The organism is Chromobacterium sp. FG89 (genome assembly GCF_057808735.1).
Map to the genome: position 1 here is coordinate 176,138 of NZ_JBMDIQ010000003.1, position 21,507 is coordinate 197,644.

24 protein-coding genes are annotated in these 21,507 nt (G+C 64.6%); 12 read left to right on the forward strand and 12 right to left on the reverse strand.

What is annotated here, in order from left to right; genetic code table 11:
• Positions 1-173 precede the first annotated feature (173 nt).
• Positions 174-1,865: a bifunctional metallophosphatase/5'-nucleotidase gene (locus ACODRW_RS04315; protein ID WP_488905241.1), complete on the forward strand. Its 1,692-nt coding sequence runs from the start codon at positions 174-176 to the stop codon at positions 1,863-1,865.
• Positions 1,866-1,880: 15 nt separating this feature from the next.
• Here the strand turns inward: ACODRW_RS04315 and ACODRW_RS04320 are convergent, their stop codons facing one another.
• Complete coding sequence (locus tag ACODRW_RS04320; protein WP_227105838.1) at positions 1,881-2,495, reverse strand: 3'-5' exonuclease; 615 nt, start codon at positions 2,493-2,495, stop codon at positions 1,881-1,883.
• Positions 2,496-2,633: 138 nt separating this feature from the next.
• On the opposite strand from ACODRW_RS04320, the gene ACODRW_RS04325 reads away from it, so the two are divergent.
• Positions 2,634-3,245, forward strand: coding sequence for an EAL and HDOD domain-containing protein (locus ACODRW_RS04325; protein ID WP_107801286.1), 612 nt, complete (start codon positions 2,634-2,636; stop codon positions 3,243-3,245).
• Positions 3,246-3,258: 13 nt separating this feature from the next.
• Here ACODRW_RS04325 and ACODRW_RS04330 read toward each other — a convergent pair whose 3' ends face one another.
• Both ACODRW_RS04330 and ACODRW_RS04335 read right to left on the reverse strand, forming a co-directional pair.
• Positions 3,259-4,059 (reverse strand): substrate-binding periplasmic protein, encoded by an 801-nt coding sequence (locus ACODRW_RS04330; protein WP_199225955.1) that lies wholly within the window; start codon positions 4,057-4,059, stop codon positions 3,259-3,261.
• 476 nt (positions 4,060-4,535) lie between these two features.
• A complete protein-coding gene (locus tag ACODRW_RS04335) occupies positions 4,536-5,969 on the reverse strand; it encodes a DEAD/DEAH box helicase (RefSeq protein WP_235085632.1) in 1,434 nt (477 codons plus the stop codon).
• 378 nt (positions 5,970-6,347) lie between these two features.
• Here ACODRW_RS04335 and ACODRW_RS04340 point away from each other — a divergent pair, with 378 nt between their 5' ends.
• Both ACODRW_RS04340 and ACODRW_RS04345 read left to right on the forward strand, forming a co-directional pair.
• Positions 6,348-7,034, forward strand: coding sequence for an MliC family protein (locus ACODRW_RS04340; RefSeq protein ID WP_488905242.1), 687 nt, complete (start codon positions 6,348-6,350; stop codon positions 7,032-7,034).
• Between the two features lie 237 nt (positions 7,035-7,271).
• Positions 7,272-7,808: a YaeQ family protein gene (locus ACODRW_RS04345; RefSeq protein ID WP_107801283.1), complete on the forward strand. Its 537-nt coding sequence runs from the start codon at positions 7,272-7,274 to the stop codon at positions 7,806-7,808.
• On the opposite strand, the gene ACODRW_RS04350 is transcribed toward ACODRW_RS04345, so the two are convergent.
• From ACODRW_RS04350 to ACODRW_RS04360, 3 genes are all read right to left on the reverse strand, one after another.
• Positions 7,801-7,962, reverse strand: a complete 162-nt coding sequence (locus tag ACODRW_RS04350; protein ID WP_158274390.1) for a hypothetical protein — start codon at positions 7,960-7,962, stop codon at positions 7,801-7,803. The two genes, ACODRW_RS04345 and ACODRW_RS04350, sit on opposite strands and share 8 nt — an antisense overlap.
• Positions 7,959-8,162, reverse strand: a complete 204-nt coding sequence (locus ACODRW_RS04355) for a hypothetical protein (RefSeq protein WP_488905243.1) — start codon at positions 8,160-8,162, stop codon at positions 7,959-7,961. Before ACODRW_RS04355 ends, ACODRW_RS04350 begins: the two co-directional genes overlap by 4 nt.
• Before the next feature lie 143 nt (positions 8,163-8,305).
• Positions 8,306-8,611 carry an antibiotic biosynthesis monooxygenase family protein gene (locus tag ACODRW_RS04360; RefSeq protein WP_227105831.1) on the reverse strand — a complete coding sequence of 102 codons (306 nt, stop codon included), beginning with the start codon at positions 8,609-8,611 and terminating at the stop codon, positions 8,306-8,308.
• Between the two features lie 114 nt (positions 8,612-8,725).
• Between ACODRW_RS04360 and ACODRW_RS04365 the strand changes: the two genes are divergently transcribed.
• On the forward strand, positions 8,726-9,253 hold the full coding sequence (locus tag ACODRW_RS04365; RefSeq protein WP_488905244.1) for a GNAT family N-acetyltransferase: 528 nt from the start codon (positions 8,726-8,728) through the stop codon (positions 9,251-9,253).
• Positions 9,254-9,307: 54 nt separating this feature from the next.
• Positions 9,308-9,805, forward strand: coding sequence for a M48 metallopeptidase family protein (locus ACODRW_RS04370; RefSeq protein WP_488905245.1), 498 nt, complete (start codon positions 9,308-9,310; stop codon positions 9,803-9,805).
• A 61-nt stretch (positions 9,806-9,866) separates the two neighbouring features.
• Here ACODRW_RS04370 and ACODRW_RS04375 read toward each other — a convergent pair whose 3' ends face one another.
• The gene (locus tag ACODRW_RS04375; RefSeq protein WP_235085634.1) at positions 9,867-10,865 is read right to left on the reverse strand and encodes a sulfate ABC transporter substrate-binding protein; all 999 of its coding nucleotides are present in this window, start codon (positions 10,863-10,865) and stop codon (positions 9,867-9,869) included.
• A 210-nt stretch (positions 10,866-11,075) separates the two neighbouring features.
• Here ACODRW_RS04375 and ACODRW_RS04380 point away from each other — a divergent pair, with 210 nt between their 5' ends.
• From ACODRW_RS04380 to ACODRW_RS04390, 3 genes are all read left to right on the forward strand, one after another.
• Positions 11,076-11,648 carry an RBBP9/YdeN family alpha/beta hydrolase gene (locus tag ACODRW_RS04380; RefSeq protein WP_107801277.1) on the forward strand — a complete coding sequence of 191 codons (573 nt, stop codon included), beginning with the start codon at positions 11,076-11,078 and terminating at the stop codon, positions 11,646-11,648.
• A 171-nt stretch (positions 11,649-11,819) separates the two neighbouring features.
• Positions 11,820-12,770, forward strand: coding sequence for a substrate-binding domain-containing protein (locus tag ACODRW_RS04385; protein WP_253314731.1), 951 nt, complete (start codon positions 11,820-11,822; stop codon positions 12,768-12,770).
• Between the two features lie 113 nt (positions 12,771-12,883).
• Complete coding sequence (locus ACODRW_RS04390; RefSeq protein ID WP_107801275.1) at positions 12,884-13,426, forward strand: DUF2059 domain-containing protein; 543 nt, start codon at positions 12,884-12,886, stop codon at positions 13,424-13,426.
• Between the two features lie 89 nt (positions 13,427-13,515).
• Here ACODRW_RS04390 and ACODRW_RS04395 read toward each other — a convergent pair whose 3' ends face one another.
• Positions 13,516-13,740 carry a hypothetical protein gene (locus ACODRW_RS04395; protein ID WP_107801274.1) on the reverse strand — a complete coding sequence of 75 codons (225 nt, stop codon included), beginning with the start codon at positions 13,738-13,740 and terminating at the stop codon, positions 13,516-13,518.
• A 112-nt stretch (positions 13,741-13,852) separates the two neighbouring features.
• Between ACODRW_RS04395 and ACODRW_RS04400 the strand changes: the two genes are divergently transcribed.
• The 3 genes from ACODRW_RS04400 to ACODRW_RS04410 all read left to right on the forward strand — a co-directional run bounded on the left by ACODRW_RS04400 (position 13,853) and on the right by ACODRW_RS04410 (position 16,369).
• Positions 13,853-14,656, forward strand: coding sequence for a substrate-binding periplasmic protein (locus ACODRW_RS04400; RefSeq protein WP_488905246.1), 804 nt, complete (start codon positions 13,853-13,855; stop codon positions 14,654-14,656).
• 88 nt (positions 14,657-14,744) lie between these two features.
• On the forward strand, positions 14,745-15,611 hold the full coding sequence (locus ACODRW_RS04405) for an NYN domain-containing protein (protein ID WP_107801272.1): 867 nt from the start codon (positions 14,745-14,747) through the stop codon (positions 15,609-15,611).
• Between the two features lie 239 nt (positions 15,612-15,850).
• Positions 15,851-16,369: a GNAT family N-acetyltransferase gene (locus tag ACODRW_RS04410; RefSeq protein ID WP_107801271.1), complete on the forward strand. Its 519-nt coding sequence runs from the start codon at positions 15,851-15,853 to the stop codon at positions 16,367-16,369.
• 105 nt (positions 16,370-16,474) lie between these two features.
• On the opposite strand, the gene pyrI is transcribed toward ACODRW_RS04410, so the two are convergent.
• The 4 genes from pyrI to ACODRW_RS04430 form a co-directional block, all read right to left on the reverse strand.
• Entirely contained in the window at positions 16,475-16,933 is a 459-nt protein-coding gene (pyrI, locus tag ACODRW_RS04415) for an aspartate carbamoyltransferase regulatory subunit (protein WP_107801270.1), read from the reverse strand.
• 20 nt (positions 16,934-16,953) lie between these two features.
• Positions 16,954-17,874, reverse strand: coding sequence for an aspartate carbamoyltransferase (gene pyrB / locus ACODRW_RS04420; protein WP_107801269.1), 921 nt, complete (start codon positions 17,872-17,874; stop codon positions 16,954-16,956).
• Positions 17,875-18,327: 453 nt separating this feature from the next.
• Positions 18,328-18,942: a LysE family transporter gene (locus tag ACODRW_RS04425; RefSeq protein WP_488876730.1), complete on the reverse strand. Its 615-nt coding sequence runs from the start codon at positions 18,940-18,942 to the stop codon at positions 18,328-18,330.
• Positions 18,943-18,970: 28 nt separating this feature from the next.
• Entirely contained in the window at positions 18,971-21,046 is a 2,076-nt protein-coding gene (locus ACODRW_RS04430; protein ID WP_488905247.1) for a methyl-accepting chemotaxis protein, read from the reverse strand.
• Positions 21,047-21,507 lie beyond the last annotated feature (461 nt).

A 21,507-nucleotide genomic window follows, 5' to 3' on the forward strand; every position in this document is an offset into this window, starting at 1 on the left:
ATGGCGATTTGTTTCGCATCATGAAAGTTTTAACTCTTTGTCATTTTGTTTTGCTATAGTGCGCGCGATCGGAGCGTCCATCGCGGTCCATGGCAGTGGACGGACGTCTCCTCATTCGGTCGCGGCCGGCGGCGCCGGCGCGCGCGACAACAAACAAGACAAGGATGCGTTTCGTGAAACTGAAAACCATGAGCTTGTGCCTGGCGGCGAGCCTGGCGCTGTTCGGCTGTTCCGCCGGCTCCGGCGGCTGGGGGCCGGGCGACCAGAACACCGGCGTCTCGCGCCAGCCGGTGGCGGTGAAGATGATCGCCTTCAACGATTTCCACGGCAATCTGGACATGCCTGGCCAACTGACGGTGCCGGATCCGGCCGACCCGAGCAAGACGATCAAGATCAACGCCGGCGGCGTTGATTACCTGGCGGCCTGGGTGCAGGCGCTGCGCGCCAAATCGCCCAACACCGTGGTGGTGTCGGCCGGCGATCTGATCGGCGCCAGCCCGCTGGTGTCCGGCCTGTTCCACGACGAGCCCACCATCGAGGCGATGAATCTGCTGGGCCTGGACCTCAACGCCGTCGGCAACCATGAGTTCGACGACGGCCAGCAGGAATTGCTGCGCATGCAGAACGGCGGCTGCAAGACGGGCGCGCCCACCACCTCCTGCCAGAACGGCAAGTTCGCCGGCGCCAAGTTCAAGTTTCTGGCGGCCAACGTCAAGAAAAGCGACGGCGGCACCTTGTTCCCCGCTTACGAGATCAAGAAGTTCGGCGGCATCCCGGTGGCCTTCATCGGCATGACGCTGAAAGGCACGCCGGAAATCGTGTCGCCGGACGGCATCAAGGGGCTGAGCTTCCAGGACGAGGCGGCCACGGTGAACCAGCTGATTCCGCAACTGAAACGTCAGGGCGTGTCCGCCGTGGTGGTGGTGGTGCACGAGGGCGGCTATCAAAGCGGCAATTTCAATGAATGCAACGGCGTGTCCGGCCCCATCGTCGACATCGTCAAGAAGCTGGACCCGGCGGTGAAGCTGGTGGTCACCGGCCACACCCATCAGGCCTACAACTGCGTGATCGACGGCCGCCGGGTGACCAGCGCCAAGAACTACGGTCAGTTGTTCACCGAGATCGACTTCGTGCTGGACCCGGCCACCCGCGACGTCAAGCCCGGCTCCATCCAGGCGCAGAACCGGGTGGTGGCGCGCGACATCGCGCCGCTGGCCTCGGTCAGCAATCTGGTTAAGCTGTACAAGGACTTGGTGGCCCCGGTGGCCAACCGCGTGGTGGGCCAGGCGGCGGGCGCCCTGGACCGCACTCCGTCCGCAGCCGGCGAAACCGCGCTGGGCGACGTGGTGGCCGACGCGCAATTGGCGGCCGGCGCCGCCCAGGGCGCGGTGGTGGCCTTCATGAATCCGGGCGGCGTGCGCGCCGACATCCTTCCCGGCGTCGGCGGCGCTGTGACGTACAACCAATTGTTCACCACCCAGCCCTTCGGCAATGTGATGACCACGCTGACCCTGAGCGGCGCGCAGATCGACCAGCTGCTGGAGCAGCAATGGAGCGATCCGTCCAAGGTCAAGATTCTGCAAGTGTCCAAGGGATTCAGCTATAGCTGGAGCCAGTCGGCGCCGGCGGGCGCCAAGGTGGACATCGCCAGCATCAAGATCAACGGCGTGGCCATTGATCCGCAGGCCAGCTACCGGGTGCAGGTCAACAACTTCATCGCCGGCGGCGGCGACGGCTTCACCGTGCTGACCCAGGGGAGCAACCGGGTGGGCGGCGGCGTGGACGTGGACGTGCTGGAGAGCTATTTCGCCGCGGCTTCGCCAGTGGCGGTGCCGGCGCTGAACCGCATCACGCGGCTGCCTTGATGTTCCGGCGCGGCTTCAGCCGCCGCGCCGCAAACCGCCGCGGGCGTCCAGCTCGCGGTACACCCGCAGCGCCACCCAGGCGTCGTTGCCGGCGTAGGCTTGTTGCGCCGGCGTCAGCGGCAGTTTGGACCAGTTGGTGGTGGACAGCTTCTTGGATTTGCGAAAGTACTGGCCGAACAGCCGCGCCACCGCCTGCACCGCGCCGACGGTGATGCGCGCATCGTCGCTGGAGAAGTGGTCCACCAGGTCCAGCACCCGGCCGCAGCGGATGCCCAGCCGCTGTTGCAGCAGCGTCTGGTCCGAACTGAGCTCGAAGCCCACCAAGAGCCGCTGAGGGTCTTCCAGCAGGGTTTTCAGCTCCGGCGCGCACTGGCCGTCCTGCACCGGGAACAGCCAGGCGCGGTCGTCGCAGGCCAGCTGGACCAGGTGCGGACCGGTCGGTTTTTCGCCCTTGTGGAAAGTGGGGCGGGATTCGGTGTCGAAGCCCAGCTCCGCGCAGCCGGCCAGGTCCCGCAACGCGGCGGCGGCCAGCTCCGGCGTGGCGGCCAGCCGCACCTGTTCCGGCGTCAGGCCGGCGAACAGCGGCAGCGCCTTGATCTCCTCGCGGGGAATTTGTCGGGTTGGCAACATGGCGGACTCGCTGACTTGAGGGTAATTTGCAACCTTACCGCATTTAATGACGATGGTCAGGCATAAGCTGTCATATTTTTTGACGGCACCAGCAGGAGATGCCCAACAGCGGCGGCAATATCCTGTAGTATCGTCGGCATGCCTAATTCTTCACGTTATCTTGGCCGGCAGGCAATCGTCGACCGCCAGCAGCAGCTGGTGGCCTATGAACTATTGTTCCGTTCCAGCCCGGCCAATTTCGCCTTGGTGCGCGACGATCTGCTCGCCAGCGCCGAGGTGCTGCGCAACGCCTTCGGAGAGCTGGGCTGCGCGGATGTGTTGGGCCAGTTCCCCGGTTTCATCAACGCCAGCGCCGATTTGTTGCAAGATCCCATCCTGGACCAATTGCCGGCGGAGCGGCTGGTGTTGGAAATCCTGGAAACGGTGACCGTCACCCAGGACTTGCTGCAACGCATGGCCTTGTTGCGCCAGCGCGGCTTTCGCCTGGCGTTGGACGACGTGATCCACCTGGGGCCGGATCAGGCGGCGATGCTGCCGCTGGTGGACATCGTCAAAGTGGACGTGGCGGCGGTGGAAGCGGAACGCTTGCCGGAGCTGATGGCGCAATTGAGCGATTTCGACGGCATCCTGTTGGCGGAAAAGGTGGACAGCCGCGAGCAGTTCGAACGTTGCCGCGCGCTGGGCTTCCATTGGTTCCAGGGCTATTTTCACGGCCGGCCGGTGGTGTTGAGCAGCGCGGACGCGCCTTAGCGCCGTTTTCGCTTCACTGGGCCTTGATCGGTTTGTGGTAGGCCAGGCTGGCGGCGCGGGTCTCCGCCACGATGCGCTCGAACTCCCCGCTGTCCTGCAAGGCCTTCAGGCCGCGATTGAAACGTTCCACCAACTCCGGGCCCTGGCGGTGCTTGCGCCAGATCACCACGTGCAGCGGCGCCACCCAGAACGATTTGCTCTGCGGCTCCAATTGCTGGGCCAGCCGCGGCTGGAAGTTGCGGGCGATCAGGTATTGGCCCACTTCCACGTCGATGGGGAATAAGTCGATGCGGCCGGCCAGCAGCTTGCGCAGATTGGTGACGTCGTCCGGCGCCATGTCCGGAATCAGGTGGCCGGCCTTGACCTGCCGGTTGAACTCGTCGGAATAGAAGTTGCCGACCGTGACGCCCACCCGCGCGTGGCGCAGATTGGACAGATCGTTCCAGGGAAAACTGGCGCTGCGGCGCTGGAAAAACACCATGCGCGCATGCAACACTGGTTGGGTGAACAGCAGGTCCTGCTTGCGTTCCGGCGTCGGCGCCCAGCCGAAGCTGCCGTCCACGGTGCCGTTGCGCGCCGATTGCAGCGTGCGGTTGTTGGGGTAGTAACGGAAGGCGACGTCGACGTTGGCGCGGGCGAAGGCCTCTTTGACCAAACGCGACAAAATGCCGTCGTACGGCAGTTCCTTGCCCATATAGGGCGGCCACTCCTGGTTGGACAGGGTGATTTTCAGACGTGGCGCGGCCTGCGGCTGAGCTGCCGCCAGCAGGACTACAGCCAGGCTGCCCAGCAGCCAGCTGCGAAGTCTCATCATTTCCCCGAATCCTTGCTCGATCTGTGCGCGCGGCATGCGTGCTGCCCGTGCGGAGCGCGGCGCGCGCCGTCTCCGCTCGATATTGTTGTCGGCCCCAAGGGCCTATTGCTGAATCGTAGGCAGGTTTGGCGTCCGGCGTAAAGCGCTTCCATCGCCGCGGGGTCGGCGAAGAAGCGCGTCGGCGGCCGCGCCGCAAGGGCGCGGCGCCGCTTGCGCGGGCTTAGAGCCGCTAACAAAACCTCGCAGAGAACCTGAGCCAAGGCGCACCGACGTAGGCAGTACTAGTCGTACGACAAGGAGGCGCAACGCTGGATCAGGGGTTTTGTTAGCGGGTCTTAGAGCCTGTTCAAAGTCTCGCGAGCAAAGGCGGGACAAGGCGAAAACAAGCGAAAAAGCGGAATGTACACGTGGTACATGAGCATCTTGAGCTTGTTTTCAACGCCGTATCGCCGAAGCACAGCAGACTGAACTGGTTCTTAGCGGCCTTTCGGCGGGCTGAACAGCGCCGAGCTCGGACGCGAGGAGGCGGGCTTGCCGCGCTGGCCCTGACCCTGGCCTTGCGACGAGCGCTGACCCGGCTGGCCGTTTGTGGCGTTTTTGGCCTGACCCTGTCCTTGACCCTGGCGCGGCTTGGACGCCGGCGAGCGATGGCCGTGGCCAGTGGGCTTGCTGTCCGGCTGGTGGCGCGGTTTGCCGCCGCCGCCCTGGCGTTGCGGCTGGCCGCGGCGGTTGCCGCCGCCCATCGGGATGGGTTCCGGCTTCACCGACAGATCGGCCTCGAAGCCCGGCACCGCGAAGCGCTCGATCGATTGCTTGGTGAGCTTCTCGATGTCTTTCAGGAAGCTGAACTCGTCCACGCAGACCAGCGATACCGCCTCGCCCCTGCTGCCGGCGCGGCCGGTGCGGCCGATGCGGTGCACGTAGTCTTCCGGCACATTGGGCAGTTCGAAGTTGACCACGTGCGGCAGTTGGTCGATGTCCAGGCCGCGCGCGGCGATGTCGGTGGCGACCAGCACTTGCAATTCGCCGCTCTTGAAGTCGGCCAGCGCGCGGGTACGCGCGTTCTGGCTCTTGTTGCCGTGAATCGCGGCGGCGGGGATGCCGGTCTTGTCCAGTTTTTCCGCCAGACGGTTGGCGCCGTGCTTGGTGCGGGTGAACACCAGCGCCTGGAACCAGTTGTGTTCCTTGATCAGATGGATCAGCAGATCGGTTTTGCGGTCGCGGTCCACCAGGTGGATCTTCTGATCCACCAGCTCGTTGGTGGTGTTGCGGCGCGCCACTTCCACCAGCTTGGGGCTGTCCAGCAGACGATCGGCCAGGCCCTTGATCTCGTCGGAGAAGGTGGCGGAGAACAGCAGGTTCTGGCGCTTGGCCGGCAGCAGCGCCAGCACTTTGCGGATGTCGTGGATGAAGCCCATGTCCAGCATGCGGTCGGCTTCGTCCAGCACCAGGATCTCAACGCCGGACAAATCGATGTTGCGCTGGCCGGCGTGGTCCAGCAGGCGGCCGGGGGTGGCCACCAGGATGTCCAGCGGCTTGCGCAGCTCGCGGGTTTGCGGGTTGATGTTGACGCCGCCGAACATCACCATGGATTTGAGCGGCAGGTATTTCCCGTAGGTTTGCACCGACTCCTCCACCTGAGCGGCCAGCTCGCGGGTGGGCGTCAGCACCAGCGCGCGCGGACGGCCCGGCTGGGTGGACGGCTTGCCCATCAGCAGCTGCAGCAAGGGCAGGGTGAAGCCGGCGGTTTTGCCGGTGCCGGTCTGGGCCGCGGCCAGCAGATCGCCGCCTTGCAGCACTTGCGGGATGGCTTGGGCCTGGATCGGGGTGGGGGTGGTGTAACCGGTTTCGCTGACGGCGCGCAACAGGGATTCGGCCAGACCGAGGTCGGCAAAGGTGAGTGTGGACATGTTTGCTCCTGCGACGGCCTATCGCAGTATGTGCGAACCAATCCAGGCTGACGGGAAAAAGTTAGGGATGCGATGGGCGCTTCGGGATGAAGCGCGCGCGACGCGCAAAGATTGGAATTGCGCGCGAGAGGCCGAAGTTTACCTTCAAATTGTCGGTTTGGGAACTTGTCGCGGCATTGTCATATCCATTCCAACGGAATCCTGAGCCGCGAAAAGCCTTTTTGACGGCCGATATTATTAATAAATGCGAATGGGCGAACTGGTATCATGCTGTCACGTCGCCGGGGTTGAGCGCATCGGCCCGCGGCGGAGAGATGCCCTGTTTTGATGTGTCCGCCCGGCATGGGCGGCGAATAACGCAGTTCAGAGGAAATCGGTATGCCTGGATCCGCCCATAGGCTGGTCGGCTTGATCATATTGTGTCCGGCCTTGGCGCTGGCCGCCGGCAAGGGCGGGTCGGAAGGCGGCCACGGCCGCGCGGCGGAGAGTGGCAGGACCGTCGAGGACACGGCGGAGGCCAATCCGCCGGCGGCGACCGATTTCAATTGCGAAAAGCCGGGCAATCCGGTAGAGGCCATGGTGTGCCAGGACGACAGCCTGACCCGCCAGGACAATCGGCTGGAAAAGGTCTATGCCCTGGCGCTGGAACAGGCGCAGCAAGGCCGGCCGGGGGCCGAGGCCAAGCTGATCGCCGAGCAGCGCCGCTGGGTCAAAAGTCTGAAGGACTGCGTCAAGACCGAGGACATGCATATGTGTCTGGGCGACGTCTACATCATGCGCATCACCCAATTGCAGGCGGCCTGGGGGCTGGCGCCGTCGCTGACGCCCTTGCGCTATGTCTGCAAGGGCAACGCCACCCGCACCGTGCTGGCCACCTTCTATCGCACCCACCCGCCCACGGTGAAGCTGGAGTACAACGGCTCCACCGCCATTCTGCATCAGGGCCTGAGCGGCAGCGGCGCGCGTTACGCGGCGCCGGGGCTGGAACTGTGGATCAAGGGCCGCGAGGCCAGCATCACCTGGCGCGGCGAACCTTTGGACTGCTCCAGCCAGCCTTCGCCTTAAGAACCTGTTTACGATCTGCTGCGCGTCGTCAGACGTCACATGGTGAGTACCGCTTCGTACCGTGTGTACCCTCCGCTTTCTCATCCGTTTTCGCCTTGTCTCGCTCTAGCTTGCGAGATCGTAAACGCGTTCTAAGAGGCCGTTCATGGCGGCGCGCCCCGCCGTCTAGCGATTGAACGGGCGCAATGGCCGGCGGCCCCGTACAATGGCTTCTTTTTTCGCAAAGCCGGTTTCCGCATGGCCCTGTCCGCCACCATTTATAAAGCCAATCTCGCCGTATCCGACATGGATCGCGGCTATTACGCCAGTCATCAGCTGACGCTGGCCCAGCATCCGTCCGAAACCGTGGAACGCATGATGCTGCGTCTGGCCGCCTTTGCGCTCAACGCCAGCGAAACCCTGCAATTCAGCCGCGGTCTGAGCGCCGACGACGAGCCCGAGTTGTGGCAGAAAAACTATGCCGACGAGATCGAGCTGTGGGTGGAACTGGGCGAGCCGGACGAAAAACGGCTGAAGAAAGCGTGCAGCCGCGCCGAGCGCGTGGTGTTGTACAGCTACGGCGGCCGCGCCAGCGAAGTGTGGTGGCCGCAGATGGAGAACAAGCTGGCCCGGCTGGACAAGCTCAGCGTGTTTCGCGTCGAGACGGCCACGCTGGCGGAGCTGGTCGCCATCTGCCAGCGCAGCATGCAGTTGAGCGCCACCATCCAGGACGGTCAGATGTGGCTGGCCGACGAGTCCAACAATGTGCTGGTGGAGCCGCTGCGGCTCAAATAAGGCGTAGCCAGGCGCGCAGCCGCTGCAGCAAGCCCGTTTGGGCCGCGCGCGGCAGCCGCGTCTTGCGTTTGAGCCAGGGCCTATCCTGATGACGGGCCTGGGCGTAGGCGTGCAATAGCCGGCGGTGGCGCAGGGCGAGATCGCCGCGCTTCATCGCCGCGCGCTCACCAAGCGCCACCAGGCGCGCAAGGACGCTCGCCAGCCGCCATCGGACGGGGTCCGGGCGGATGCGGCCGGAAAGCGGGCGTTGAGAATATAACGGCGCAGCGCCAAGGGCGCCGCGTCATCGTCCGGCAGATAGTCGGGAATGCCGCGCGTCGGCAGCGCGCGGCGGACGGGTTTGCTTGCGCTCATTGGCAAGGGCCTCGCAGTGGGATCTTGGCTGCATGCTAGGCTCCGGCGCGTAAAAAGCGGCTAAAGAAAGCGCGGGCGCGGATAAAAAGCGGCTAGTCGCGCCGCGGTCCGGTTCCACGTGAAACAGCGCCATGCCGCGGACCTCAGTCTGACGCGTCCAAGGTCCATTCATAGCTGCGTTCGATACAGGCCACCTCCACCCGGTATTGCCGATACCAGCGCTCCCGTCCCAGTTGCTGCGCCAGCACGTGGTCGGCATGCGCCTTCCAGGCGCGGATGCTGTCGGCGTCCGGCCAGTAGGACAAGGCGATTTCCTGGCCGTCTTCACAGGCGGAAACAAAGGCGAGGCAGCCGAAGTGCTCCATGGCCAGCCGGCGCATCTGCTGGGCGACCGCGGAGTATTCCGCATCCAGTTGCCGCGTGGCGGCGCGAAAAATCACGACATGCATGGAAAGTCTTCCTCGCATAAGGTAGGCGGTATCGGTATTGTCTCGATTGCCGGCGGCCTTGGCCAGAGCCAGTTGGACCGCCGGTGTGGAACCACCGCGGCAAGGGGAGCGAACATGAATCAGGGTTTGTTGTTGCGAGCGGCCGACGCTCGGGACGCCGAGCGGATCGCGGCGCTGCATGTCGCCAGTTGGCAAGAGCATTATCGCGGCATCTTGCCGGACGAATATCTGGATTTGCGCGCCGCGGACGAACGCCTGGCCATGTGGCGGGAGCGCTTCGCCGCGCCGGGCGCGCTGTGGGTGCGGCTGGCGCTGTGGCAGGATGAGCCGGCGGGTTTTGTTTGCCTATTGCCGGACGAGGCGCCGGAGCGGGGCGTGTATCTGGATAATCTGCATGTGAAGGCCGGGCAGCAGGGACGCGGCATCGGCCGCGCGCTGATGGCGGCGGCGGCGACGGAGGCCTTGCGCGTCGCGCCGGGACGGCCCTTGTTTCTGTGGGCCTACCAGGCCAATCGGGACGCCTGCGCCTTTTACCGGGCGCTGGGCGGCGAGGCGTCCGCGCCTTGCGAGGTGGACACCGTCGGCGGCCGGCGCGCGCTGGCGCTCAGTTATCAGTGGGACGATCCGTCCTGCTTGCTGTAATGCCGGTTTGCGCCGCGGCAACACCTGATCGCGCAGTCGTTTTACAATGGCGCGATGTCTACCCTCAACTATTTGCAGCATTATCCCGCCGCCTTGCTCGGCCAGGTGCAGGCGCTGCTGGATTCCGGCCAGCTGGGCGCCTGGCTGGCGCGCAAGTATCCGGAAAGCCACGATGTGCAGACGGACAAGGCGCTGTATCAGTACGTGTCCGAGATCAAGCTGCGTTATCTGAAGAACGCCGCCTTGCCGGCCAAGGTGAGGTACGACAGCCAGCAGCACCCGGTCAAGGGCACGCTGGGCACCAATACCTTTGTGTCGCGGGTGCAGGGCGGCAAGCTGAAGACCAAGAACGAAATCCGCGTCGCCGCGCTGTTTCGCGACGCGCCCTTGCCCTTCCTGCGCATGATCGTGGTGCATGAGCTGGCCCACCTGAAGGAGAAGGACCACAACAAGGCCTTCTACCAGCTGTGCTGCCACATGGAGCCGGACTACCACCAGCTGGAGTTCGACATGCGGGTGTGGCTGACCTGGAGAGAAAGCCAGACGGCCTGATCCGCGTTTCCCGCATTGACAACAGCCCGGCTTTGCCGGGCTGTTCGCGTTGAGGGGCGGGTTATTTCTTGGTGATGAGCTGATCAAACACGCCGCCGTCGGCGAAGTGTTTGTGCTGGGCGCCGCGCCAATCGCCGAAAGTGTCTTTCAGCGTGAACAGCTTGACCTTGGGGAACTGGCCCGCGTATTGCGCGGCGATCTTGGCGTCGCGCGGCCGGTAGTAGTTCTGCGCGGCGATGGTCTGTCCCTGCGGGGTGTACAGGAACTTCAGATAGGCTTCGGCCAGCTTGCGATTGCCTTTCTTGTCGGCCACCTTGTCCACCACCGCCACCGGCGGTTCGGCCAGGATGGACAGCGAAGGGGTGACGATGTCGAATTTGTCCGGACCCAGTTCCTTCACCGCCAGCACCGCCTCGTTTTCCCAGGCCAGCAACACGTCGCCCAAGCCGCGCTGGGCGAAGGTCAGCGTCGCGCCGCGCGCGCCGGTGTCCAGCACCGGCACATGCTTGTACAGTTCGCCGACATAGGCGCGGGCCTTGGCCTCGTTGCCGCCGGGCTGTTTCAGCGCGTAGCCCCAGGCCGCCAGATAATTCCAGCGCGCGCCGCCGGAGGTTTTGGGATTGGGCGTGATCACCTGGATGCCGGGCTTGATCAGATCGCCCCAGTCGCGGATGCCCTTGGGGTTGCCCTTGCGCACCAGGAACACGATGGTGGAGGTGTAGGGCGAGCTATTGTCCGGCAGCCGGCTTTGCCAGTTCTTGGGCAGCAGGCCCTGGTCCGCTAGCACGTCGATGTCGTAGGCCAGCGCCAGCGTGGCCACATCGGCTTCCAGGCCGTGCTGGATGGCCAGCGATTGCTTGCCGGAGCCGCCGTGCGATTGCTTGATGGCGACGTCGCCGCCCTGTTTCTTCCATTGTTCGGCGAAAGCCTTGTTGACGTCCTGATACAGCTCGCGAGTGGGGTCGTAAGAAACGTTGAGCAGCTCGGCGGCCAGCAGCGGCGCGGCGGCGCCGAACAGGGCGAGAGACAGCAGGGCGTGGCGGAAGGTATGACGTGGCATGGCGGTGTCCTGAGGAGGCAAGCGATGAATGCATCTAATCAGAAATGTTTTAGCGCCAGAAGTGATTGTTTTTTATCTTTAAATTCCAAATAAGTCTATGTAATGGCGCGATCTTTTAGAGGAATAGGGAATAAGTTTCTCGTTCAATATCATTTCCAAGAATATCAAAGTCATTCTACAGTGCGAGTTCCCCCTTTGAGGAGCTGAGCGATGGAACCTTCGCTGGCGGATTTCGACTTGATCATTCAGCCCGGCTGGCGCAACTCCGGCCCGCGGCACTGGCAAAGCCATTGGCAACGCCGCTTGAACGCCGCGCGGGTGGAGGTGGGCGATTGGGACGCGCCGCAGCTGGACGACTGGCTGCGGGGCTTGGATCAGGCGCTGGATCGGACGCGCAAGCCGGTCATCGTCATCGCCCACAGCCTGGGTTGCGTGGCGGTGGCGCATTACGCCCAGCGCCATCCGCGGCGGATCGCCGGCGCCTTGCTGGTGGCGCCGGCGGACGTGGAGCGGCCCTTCGTGCCGCGCGAGCTGATGGGCTTCGCGCCGACGCCGCGCCAAGCCCTGCCGTTTCCCGCCAGAATGGTGGCGAGCAGCAACGATCCCTTTTGCAAGACCCCGCGCGCGGCGCGGCTGGCCGGTTACTGGCGCGCGCCCATCGCCTGGCTGCGCCAGGCCGGCCACATCAATGTGGAGTCCGGCCACGGGCAGTGGGAGGAGGGCTGGCTGCAGCTGGATTTGCTGGCGCAAAGGGTGAGGGCCAGCTTGAACCAGGCGGCTTGAGAAGCGGTTGACTGTCTGCCGCCTTGCGGCGGGCGATAGCGGGCTCGCCTATCCGCGGCTTCGGCCGCAAGGCCTTGCCTCGGCCTGGCTCGGCGGCGCCGAGTCCGGTTTCGTAGCGGGGTCGGCGTGATCTAAACTGGGGTGACACGCATCTAACCATCCTGGGTGGCCATGAGATCGAGCCGATTCCTTGCCTGTTGCTGGCTGTCCCTGGCCGGAGCCGTTTACGCCGCGCCCTTGAGCCGCATCGGCATCTCCGTGGGAGCGCTGGACAACCCTTTCTACCAGATCGTCGCGCGCGGCGCGCTGAACGAGGCGCGCGCGGTCAATCCCAATGCGCAAGTCACTACCCTGTCCGCCAATTTCAGCCTGGAGCGGCAGGAGGAACAAGTGCGGCAGCTGCTGCGCCAGCAGGTGGAGCTGATCCTGCTGGTGGCCGCGGACAGCAAGGCGGTGGCGCCGCTGGTGCGGCTGGCGCATCAGGCCGGGGTGCGGGTGGTGGCGGTGGACGTGGACGCGCCCGGCGCCGACGGCACGGTCAAATCGGACAATGTCCAGGCCGGCGCGCTGGCTTGCCGTTATCTGGCGGAGCGGATGCGCGGCCGCGGCGCGCTGGTGATTCAGAGCGGTCCGCCGGTGTCTTCGGTCTGGGACCGGGTGGCCGGCTGTCGCCGCAGTCTGGCCGCTTTCCCCAAGATCCGGCTGCTCAGCCATCAGGAGAGCGGCTTGGCGTCCAGCTGGGGCGGCAAGCGGCTGATGGAGCGGCATCTGCGGCGCTACCCGGAGATCAACGGCGTGTTCGCCAGCAACGACCGCCAGGCGCTGGGGGCGGAGCAGGCGGTGAGGGAGGCGGGGCGCAAGGAGGTGATGATAGCCGGCGTGGACGGTTCGCCGGACATCGAGAAGGCGCTGCGCGGCGATAGCCAGATCGTGGCGTCCTCCAGCCAGGCCCCGTACGCCATCGGCGTGGAGGCGGTGAAGCTGGGCCGTCAATTGCTGGACAATCCCAAAGCCAAGCCGCGCACGGTGACGGTGCCGGTGCAGCTGATCACCCGCGCCAATATCGGCGCCTATCAGGGTTGGCAGAGTCAGCTGCCGCCGGCGCCCGCGGCGGCGCGCTAGGAGACGGCTCCCGGTCTTTTTTGACCTGCGGCGGCGGCGGTGTCACACTGCCGGTGTTTCCGCGTCGGCCTGGCCGACGCCAGCTGTTTCCAACTCAAGCCAAAGGATTCCACATGTTCGCATCACGCCCGCTCAAAGCCGGCCTGGCCGCCCTGGCGCTGACTTTGCCGCTGCTGGCGCACGCCGACGCCGCCCAGGACGCCGCCGTCAAAGAGTTGTCCGCCACGCTGAACCTGAACAATATGCTGCCGGAGCTGGCGCAGCGCACCACCGCCAGCGCCATGCCGCTGCTGCAGGAATACTTCGTCAAGAACAAGATCAAGCTGAGCGAAGCCCAGCAGAAAAAAGCGCAGGAAGGCTTCAAGACCTACGGCGAGAACGTGCACAAGCTGGCCAGCGATTACTTCGGTTCCAGCGCGGCCAAGCAGCAGTTCGAACAGACCGTGGCCAAGGCCTACAGCGCTCAGTTCAGCGCCGACGAACTCAAGCAGATCAACGTGTTCTACAAGACCGCCGCCGGTCAGAAGCTGCTGAAGCAGCAGCCGCAGATCATCAACACCATCGCCGGCGATACGCTGAAGGCCGCCGAGCCGGTGCTGCTGCCCAAGATGCGCGCCGCGGCGGAAAGCTTCGGCAAGAGCGTCGCCAAGAAATAAGCGAAGACGCGTAGCGCGATCCAAGCCGCCCAAGGGCGGCTTTTTGCTTGTCCGCGCGCCAGCTTGGTGCCGCGGCGCACCATTCCGGTTCAGTTCAGCATCAGGCTGAGCCGGCGCGCGGTGTCCACCGCGGCCTCCGCTTGGCTGGATTCTTCCTGCCATACCCAGACATTGTGGGTCGGGTCCAGCGCCTCGACCAGCCACAGGCGGCCGCCGCCGCCCAGCGCCACCTGGCGCGCGCGCACCGGCCGGCGATAATTGAACATCACCACCTCGCTGGCGGCGGCGGGCGTTTGGCGCGAAAACAGTTTCATGGCGGGCCTCGCGGCGGGAGTGGACGATGCCTGCGACGCTGCAAGACTCGTGCCAACGCCTGGACGGCGCAGCGGCTATAACGTGTTTATCGACACGGATTATGTCATTCAAATGATCAGATCGGGCTTGTTGTTATGGTTGCTGGCCGGACTGGCGGCGGGCGCCGCCGCCGCGTCGCCGCGCCAGGTGGTGGTCTTGGTCGACAACGGCTATCCGCCGTATTCCTACGAGAAGGACGGCCGGGCGGAGGGCGTTTACAACGAGGTGCTGCGCGCGGCCTCGCAGCGTTTGAGCGACTATCGCATCGATCTGCGGCCGGTGCCGTGGAAGCGCGGCCTGTCCGAGCTGGAAGCCGGCCGCGCGCCGGCGCTGTCGCCGCCGTATTACCGGCCGGAGCGCGACTACATGGGATATTCGGCGCCGTTCTGGCAGGAGCAGCTGGCGGTGTATTGCCGGGCGGAGATCATGCGCGCGCCGCGTCCGCACTGGCCGGCGGACTTCCTGGGCCTGCGCTTCGGCAACAACGCCGGTTTCCGTCCCGGCGGCAAGGCGTTCTGGCTGGCGGTGCAGCGCGGCGACATCCAGCTGGACGAGGCGCCGGACACCCAGGGCAATCTGCTGAAGCTGATCAATGGCCGCACCGACTGTTATTTGAACGACAAGCTGTCCATTCTCTACGTGCTGGAGCGCTTGCAGCGGCGCGGCGCGATCAGCCCGGAGCAGCGCGGCGAACTGGTGGCGGCGGCCAGCCTGAACGGCGAGCAGGCCTATGTCGGTTTCACCAAGCACGGCCAGCAGCGTTTTCCCTATCTGGACGATTTCATCCGGCAGCTGAACGCCGTCTTGGAGCAGATGAAGCGCGAGGGGCGGATTGCCGCCATTGTGGAGCAGACGCTGCGCGCCGCGCCGCCGTAGCCGCGGTTCATCGCCGCGTCCGGCCGCCGGTTTTGACAGCCGCGACGGCCGGTTTTAGCATGGCTCGGTTGCCTAAGGGAAAGCAAGCATGGAAAACCGCAAACTGGCGGTATTGATCGATGCGGACAACGCGCAGTCGGCGCTGATCGCCGAGTTGCTGGCCGAGGTGGCCAAATACGGCACCGCCGTGGTCAAGCGCGCCTACGGCGACTGGACCACCAGCCAGCTGAAGGGCTGGAAGGAAGTGCTGCACCAGTACGCGATTTCGCCGATCCAGCAGTTCGCCTACACCAAGGGCAAGAATTCCACCGACTCCGCGCTGATCATAGACGCGATGGATCTGCTCTACACCGGCAATTTCGACGGCTTCTGCCTGGTGTCCTCCGACAGCGATTTCACTCGGCTGGCCACCCGGCTGCGCGAATCCGGGCTGATGGTGATCGGCCTGGGCGAACAGTCCAAGACGCCGCGGCCCTTCATCGCCGCCTGCGACAAATTCGTGTTCACCGAGATTCTGCGGCCGGAGCCGGCGGCGGCCAAGAGCGTGGCCGACAAACCCAAGACGCGCAGCGCGCGCAGCCGCGCCAAACCGCAGCCGGAGAAGGAGCGCCATCCGCTGCAGGACATGTTCACCAATGCGATCGAGGCGGTGTCGCGCGACAGCGGCTGGGCCGAGCTGTCGGTGGTGGGCACTTATCTGGCCAAGAACGACCCCTCGTTCGACCCGCGGGTTTACGGTCATTCCCGGCTGTCGCAGATGGTGAAAAAGCTGGACTTCCTGACGGTGCAGGAAAGCCGAAACGGCTCCAAACTGCATTGCGAGATCCGGCTCAAACAGGACGGGGAATCCGTGCTCGCGGCGCCCGTGATAACGCCGCCCGCGGCGGAGCCGACGCCGGAGACGCCGGTGCGCAAGAAGCGCAGCCCGCGCAAAAAGCCGGCTGCTGCCGGCTGAACCGGCTGCTGGTACACTGTTTGCATTCCTAAAGAACGTGTTTACGATCTCGCAAGCTAAGGCGAGACAAGGCGAAAACAGCTGAGAAAGCGGAATGTACAGGTGGTATATGAGCATTTCGAAGTTGGTTTCAACGCGGTATCGCCGACGCGTAGCAGATCGTAAATAGGTTCTAAGGATCCGCGTCGGCGTCCGTGCCCGCGATCCAAAAAACAAGCCACATCAGCAAGGGACAGAACATGATTATCCGCGACGCCACGCTGGAAGACCTGGCGGCGATACTCGATATCTACAACGAGGTCATCGCCACCACCACCGCCATCTACAACGACGATCCGCTGTCCGCCGGCGAGTTCGCCGTCTGGTTCCAGGACCGCACCGCCGCCGGTTATCCGGTGCTGTTGGCCGAGGAAAACGGCAAGATCCTGGGCTTTTCCAGCTTTGGCGATTTCCGCGTCAAGCCGGGCTACCGCTTCACCGTGGAACACAGCGTGCATCTGTCCGCCGACGCGCGCGGCAAGGGCATAGGCACCGCCTTGGTGCAAGCGCTGTTCCCGCGCGCCAAGGCGCTGGGCAAACACACCATGGTGGGCGCGGTGGACGCCGCCAACGCGGGTTCTATCCGCTTCCATGAAAAATTGGGTTTCCAGCAGGTGGGCATGCTGCCGCAGGTGGGATTCAAGTTCGGCCGCTGGCTGGACCTGGTGTTCTTGCAGCGCTTCATCGACGGCGCCAGCGAGGGCCCGGCGGCGTCCTGAGCCTGAAATGAGAAGCGCCGCAGATGACTGCGGCGCTTGCTCGTGCTTTTTACCACTGTCGAACGCAGTGTTTTCTTGATATTTCTCTATTCACCCTTGTACGACTTAGCGCACCTCTGCAACGATATCCCTACTGAACACCTTTTCGCAATACTTGCATTTCATTTTTGTGTCGCGCGCCTGGGGTTTGACGTAGAAAAAGCTGGTCACCGGCTCATTGTGCGAGACGCAATTGGAGTTGGGGCAGGAGAAGATGCCTTCGATGGTGTCCGGCAGCGCCAGCTTGTGTTTCTTCACCACTTCGAAATTGTCGATCACGTTGACGGTGGCCTGCGGCGCGAACAGCGCCAGCTCGTTGGCCTGCTCCTCCGATAGCGCGATGTTCTCCACCTTGATGATGTCCTTGGCGCCCATGTGGCGGCTGGACAGGTTCAGGCCCACGGTGACGCGCTCGCCGGTTTCGCTGAGCTTGAACAGGCGCAGGATGATTAGGCCCTGGCCGGCCGGGATGTGGTCGATGACGGTGCCTTGCTTCAGCGCTTCTACGGTGCGGGTGTATTGCATGATGGTTTCCTTTTCCTGAATCAGACGGTCTCGTTCAACACCAGCGACAGCAGCGCCTGGCGCGCGTAGACCCCGTTCTTGGCCTGTTCGAAGTAATAAGCGTGCGGCGTGGCGTCCACGCTGGTTTCGATCTCGTCGACGCGCGGCAGCGGGTGCAGAATCTTCATATTGGTGCGGGCGCTGTGCAGCATGTCGGCGCGCAGCACGAACTTGCCCTGGATTTTCTTGAACTCGGCCTCGTCGAAGCGCTCGCGCTGCACCCGGGTCATGTACAGCACGTCCACTTGCGGGATCACGTCGTCCAGGCTGCCGACCACGGTGTACTGAATGCCTTTTTCGTCCAGCTCTTCGCAGATGTAGTCCGGCATCGCCAACTGCTCCGGCGACACGAAGTAGAAGCGCGCGCCGAACAGCGACAGCGCCTGGGTCAACGAATGCACGGTGCGGCCGTATTTGAGGTCGCCGACGAAGGCGACGGTGAGGTTTTCCAGCGTGCCCTGGGTTTCGCGGATGGTGAACAGGTCCAGCAGGGTCTGGGTCGGGTGCTGGTTGGAGCCGTCGCCGCCGTTGATGATGGGCACGTCGGAGAATTCGCTGGCCAGCCGCGCCGCGCCTTCCTTGGGATGGCGCATCACCACCGCGTCGGTGTAGGACGCGATGATCTTGATCGAATCCGCCAGGGTTTCGCCCTTCTTGGCGCTGGTGTTGCCGCCGTCGGCGAAGCCGATGACGCTGCCGCCCAGCCGTTGCACCGCGGTCTCAAAGGACAGCCGGGTGCGGGTGGACGGTTCGAAGAAACAGCTGCCCACCAGCTTGTCCTTCAGCAGGTCGTTGCGCGGCTGTTGTTTCAGGCGGGCTGCCGTGGCCACCACCAGCTCCAGTTCCTCGCGGCTGAAGTCCGGTATGGAAATGATGTGTTTGCGGTAGAGGGGGTTGGCCATGGTCGCGTCCTTTCAATATTGGCTTTATGAGTCGCGGGTAAAAAAAAAGCCCCTGGCATCAGGAGCTTGTTTTATTACTGCGTCGGGGTCCGGGAACGGCAAGGCCTCGCGCCAACGCCAGATCGCCGCCGTGGCGGGCGGTGCGTCGTGCGGGAAGCGTCGTTGCGTGGTTCATTGCCTGTGGTCCGAACAAAATTGCGGGATTGTAATCCCAATTCCGGATCGACGGTAAGACCCGTGTCGCATTTATCGAAATTGATGGCAGAAAAGGGACACTTCCGCGCGCGGGCAAGCTGGAGCCCAGAGCCTGTTCAAAGTCTAGCGAGCTAGAGCGAGATAAGGCCTTGCGGCTGAGCAAGCGGAATGTACTCGTGGCAGATGAGCATTTCGAAGCCGGTTTCAACGCCCTTTTCCATCCATCCTGCCGACGCGCAGCAGACTGTGAACAGGGTCTCAGCGCAGCGCGTATTTGATCCCCAGGCTGAGAAAGCAGACGCCCAGCAAGCGCTTGAGCAGCAGGCGGCCGCCGGGGGCGAACGCGCGGCGGCGCAGATGGCCGGCCAGCCACACCAGCAGCGCCAGATAGAGCATATTGATCAGGCAGAACACCGCGGCCAGCTGAGCGAAGCCGGCCGGGCCGGCGCGGCCGGCGTCCAGGAATTGCGGGAAGAAGGCCATGAAGAACAGGATGGCCTTGGGGTTGGCCAGGGTAATCAACAGCGAGCGGCGGAAGCAGGCGCCGGCGCTGCGTTGATCCGTGGCGGTCACGGCCGCGGCACCGCCGTCGCGGCGGAACAGCAGCTTGGCGCCCAGCCAGGCCAGGTACAGCGCGCCGGCGTAGCGCAGCAGCTCGAACCAGCCTGGGTGGGCGGCCAGCAGCGCCGCCACGCCGCCGCCGGCCAGCGCGATCAGGATCAGGTCGCCGGCCAGCAGGCCGGCCTGGGCCGCGTAGCCGGCGCGCAGCCCGCCGCCGCTCAGCGCGCCGAGGATGGACAGGGTGCCGGCGCCCGGCGTCACCACCAGCAGCAGCGAGGCGGCGACAAACGGCCACCAGTCGATTGCCGTCATCAGGATTTTCCTTTCGCGGTCCGGAGGTTCAAGTGCGGAAATCGCCCACCAGCGCCTCCAGCCGCGCCGACAATTCGCGCAGATGGCCGACCGAGGCGGCCACCTGGCGCACCACGTCGCTATTGCTCTGCGCCATGCTGCTGATGCGCTCCACGTTCTGGGCGATCTCCAGGCTGGCGGCGGATTGCTCGCGGGTGGAGGAGGCGATGTCGACGATGCTGCCCACCAGGCCGTGGCTGCGGTCCAGCACGGTTTGCATCGCCTGATTGGCGTCTTCGGCGATGGCCACGCTATTGCCCACCAGCTGGCTGCTCTTTTGCACATCGCTGACCGCGTCGCGGGTTTCCTGGCCGATGGCGTTGACGATGCGGCTGATTTCCACCGTGGCCTCGGCGGTGCGGCCGGCCAGATTGCGCACCTCGTCCGCCACCACGGCGAAGCCGCGGCCCATTTCCCCGGCGCGCGCCGCTTCGATCGCCGCGTTCAGCGCCAAGAGATTGGTCTGGTCCGCGATGTCCTTGATCACGTTGACGATGGTGCTGACCTCGGCCGAACGCGCGCCCAGGCCGTTCACCCGCTCCGCCAGCGCGTGCATATTGTCGGTCATGCGGCGGATTTCGGCGGTGACCTGGTTGACGGTGGCGACGCTCTGCTCGGTCAGGCTGCCGGTTTCCCGCGCGGTGCTCTCCGCCAGTTGGGCGGTGTTGGCGATGTGCTGCACGCTGACGGTGACTTCCTCCACGCCGGCGGCGGTGGCGCTGGCGGCGTCCGATTGCGAGGCGGAGGCGCTTTCCACTTGGCGCGCGGACTCCTGCAGGGACACCGCCGCCGCGGTGACCGCCAGGCTTTGTTCGCGCACTTCCACGAACATGTCGCGCAGGCTGGCGATGAAGCGGTTGAAGGCGTCGGCGGTGCGGCCGATTTCGTCGCGGTTGCGGATCGGGATGCGTATGGTCAGATCGCCCTTGCCGGACGCCAGCTGTTCCATGGTGGCGGCCAGATGGTTCAGCGGCCGGGTCAGCGCGCGCACCACGCCGGCCAGCACCAGCAGGATCAGCGCCAGCGCCACTGCGCCGATCAGCACCGCGGTTAGGCTTTGCCTGCGCGCGTCGGCGGTGATGGCGGCGGTGGGAATGCTGACGCCCAGCGTCCAGAACTGGCCGGTATTGGCCACTTTGACCGGGTGGAAGAAGTGGGTGAAGCCGCCGGCCTCGTAGACGAAGTCCTCGCCTTGCTTGATCTTGGCCAGATAGGGCGTCAGCGGGCTGTCCTTGGGCGCGGGTTTGCCCAGCAGGCCGGCTTCCGGGTTCACCACATAGAGGCCGCCTTCGGACAGCATGCTGACGTAGCCGGTTTCATACAGCCGGATCTGGCCGAATTTTTTTTGCAGATCGTCCAGCGCGATGTCGGTGGCGGACACGCCCAGCATCTTGCCGGCGGCGTCCTTGATCACCACGGCCAGCGAGCTTTCCAGGATCTTGCGGTTCTGCACCTCGTAGGGGTAGGGCTCGGTGATGGTGTCGCGGCCGCGTTGCTTGGGCACGTAGTAGAAATCGCCCCAGCCCGGTTTTTCGTAGTCCGGCTGATAGCTTTCCGGATGCTCCTTGAACTTGGGGAACTCCTTGACCCGGTCCGCCGACATCATCACGTCCATCTGCGCCTTGCCCTTGTCGTTCTTGGTGACATAGGGCTGATAGCGGCCGGTGGGGTCGTGGCGCGGCCAGTCCATGCGGAAGCCGTTGTCGTTGCCGTCGAAGGCGTTGGGCTCCCACAGCATCCACAGGCCCACGGATTGCGGCGCGTTGTCCAGCATCTGCTGGATGGTGTTGTCGGTGTGCTTGCGGTCCGGGTGCGCGACGCGCTGTATGCCCTGCACCGCGTCGGCCAGATGGCGCGGCAGGGTGAAGTTGCGGGCGAAGTCGCTTTCCGCGTCCTTGGCGTAGCTACTGGCCTGTTCCGAGGCCAGCTTGTAGCCCTGGTCCACCGCCGAGCGATAGCTCTGCCAGGCGATCAGGCCGATCATGACGGCGAAGCCGACGGCGATGGCGGCCGCGGCCACCAGAATGATGCGGGTGCTCAGGCGGCCCCATTTCTGCTGTTCCATTCTTCTTTCCCCAATACCTTGCGAAGCTTGTTCTATGGCGGTCTGCCGCGGCCGCGCGCGAGCGGAGGCGAAGCCCGGCGTCTTGCCCTTATTTATAGACATTAAAGCCAGAGCCACGCACCGGTCCATGCCGACGCGCTAAAAGCGGGCAGCGAAGCGGCCGAACGTGGGGAGCGCGCCACAGCGGACGCGGCGGCAATATTTACAGCCGCGTGACAAGCGGCGGCGCGCTGCGTTATTTAGCAGGCTTTGCGCGAGTTTGACGGTGAATTCGCACGTCATGCGAAGCCGCTTGCCTGACCGACGGGCTAATGGAATACCTTGCAAATGCCGATAGTGGAGTTGATGCTGAAAGAAGGCGCGCCCGGGCGGCAAGGGGCGGGCCGGTCCATTTTCGCCGGCGACATCGGCCGGCGGGGTCTGGGTGACAGGATGGCGGAGACGCATGCGCGCGGCCGGCG